3 protein-coding genes are annotated in these 1,486 nt (G+C 54.8%); all 3 read right to left on the minus strand.

Features of this window, described 5'->3' with window-relative positions:
- Nucleotides 1–99 precede the first annotated feature (99 nt).
- The 3 genes from P24_RS18940 to P24_RS18950 all read right to left on the minus strand — a co-directional run bounded on the left by P24_RS18940 (nt 100) and on the right by P24_RS18950 (nt 1,382).
- Nucleotides 100–612, minus strand: a complete 513-nt coding sequence (locus P24_RS18940) for an RES family NAD+ phosphorylase (protein ID WP_040708534.1) — start codon at nt 610–612, stop codon at nt 100–102.
- Nucleotides 609–1,076, minus strand: a complete 468-nt coding sequence (gene parS / locus P24_RS18945; RefSeq protein ID WP_008946362.1) for a type II RES/Xre toxin-antitoxin system antitoxin — start codon at nt 1,074–1,076, stop codon at nt 609–611. Before parS ends, P24_RS18940 begins: the two co-directional genes overlap by 4 nt.
- Before the next feature lie 93 nt (nt 1,077–1,169).
- Entirely contained in the window at nt 1,170–1,382 is a 213-nt protein-coding gene (locus P24_RS18950) for a hypothetical protein (RefSeq protein ID WP_008946363.1), read from the minus strand.
- Nucleotides 1,383–1,486 lie beyond the last annotated feature (104 nt).

The following is a 1,486-nucleotide window of genomic DNA, read 5'->3' on the forward strand; positions in this document are numbered from 1 at the left end:
GGCCGCAAAACACCGCTTACGGCTTTGTCCTCGCGACGGTGTTTTTCTTTGGCGGTATTCGCCCTGCGCTGATGTCGCTTGTCTCTTGCGGTGCGGCAATCAGGGGGGCGTGATCTGCTCCTGAAGCCGGGGATCAAGAGCAAACCTCTCCTGATGAACATCATCATAGAGTCTTTCCGCCTGAGTTGCGTCCATGATCAAGTTCCAGCTATGCGGGGAAACCGCGGACGGGATCAGGATGCAGGCATACTTCCGCAGCATCTCATCACCGAACTCTTGTTGATTACTTCCAGGCGTTGCAGGGGTAAGCCAGTTCGGGTTGGGAACATCGTCCGGCATGATCACTTTGATCTTCGCCGGATCTACAATGCGAGCTGAAGTGAGGTAATGCGGCATTGTGTCGAGGATTTTGAAGCCCTTGTGGACGGCTATCTCCAGGCAGGCAGTCGCTGGATCCAGCGACGTGTAAATTGCTCTAATTCCTTTCGAATTCCAGCGGCCGCCGACACGAAAGGAGCCCTCCCCACTGTACCAGGTCTTGTAGTGAGCTTTCTGATCGATGCGCCAAAATCTAACTTCGCCTGTACCGAGCGGAGGGGGAAGCGGAATCACGCATAAACACCATATTCAATGCGCGTCAGATACTCCTCAACAGCTTCCGCGCCAGCACTTGTCTGGAGGAGGTCAATCGGCTTGCGATTTGATAGGCCAATGGCCGGCTTGTCCAGCCAAGCTTCCGCAGCCTCTTCAGAGCCCATCACGCGAACGGCAAGCGAAAAAATCTCGGCAAAGCGCCAGGTTCGACTACTCTGTTCGATGCTCAGCCGTCGCGTGTTTTTGCTAGCTTTGTGCCGCTGTAAAGTACGAAGACTGACACCGATAGCTTTCTGCAGCGCACCGTGACTCTCGAGAAGGGATACCGATGAGATCATGTAGAAGAGGGCTTTCGTATCAAGCCCGTGAGTGATCGCATCGTGGGCATCCATTGCGTTACGAATCCTGGCTTTAAGAATTCTCTCTCCGCCGAGGAGCTCGAACGCACTCTTTATGTCGCCCTTAGTCTCAAGCGATTCCATTCCGTACATCCTTCTGACGAGTGTCACTCAATATACGACATGTGTCGCTCGTTTCAAGATCGAGCCTAAGTGTGTCAACGAGCCTTCGAGCGCTCAATCATCGATGTTCAGCGCCGGAAAAAGATCGGGCTTCCCCGCTGCGCGCAGTCGCTCAGCCCGCCGGCGGAGCAGGATCTTCTTCTCCTCCGTGCGTCGATCGCCCGGATTCCTGGCATCCTTCAGGCACGCCGATGGAATCCCCAGGGCGCGCTTTCGCTCCTCGAGTTCTTCGAACCATTCCTGAAGCGCTTCGCGCAAATCGCTCATGAAAACCACCGCATCTGCCGATCATGGGCGCTCATTTTTCCGAGCATTTGCAACATTCTAACAGACATTCGGCTAGCTTTTTGCGTAAGCGGTGTTCTGGCCCC

Origin of the sequence: Oceanibaculum indicum P24, from assembly GCF_000299935.1 — a bacterium.
GTDB lineage: Bacteria > Pseudomonadota > Alphaproteobacteria > Oceanibaculales > Oceanibaculaceae > Oceanibaculum > Oceanibaculum indicum.

Bases quoted from the DNA above. Each gene is read 5' to 3' on its own strand.
- parS (WP_008946362.1), bottom strand. From the start codon at position 1,076: ATGGAATCGCTTGAGACTAAGGGCGACATAAAGAGTGCGTTCGAGCTC.
- P24_RS18950 (WP_008946363.1), bottom strand. From the start codon at position 1,382: ATGAGCGATTTGCGCGAAGCGCTTCAGGAATGGTTCGAAGAACTCGAG.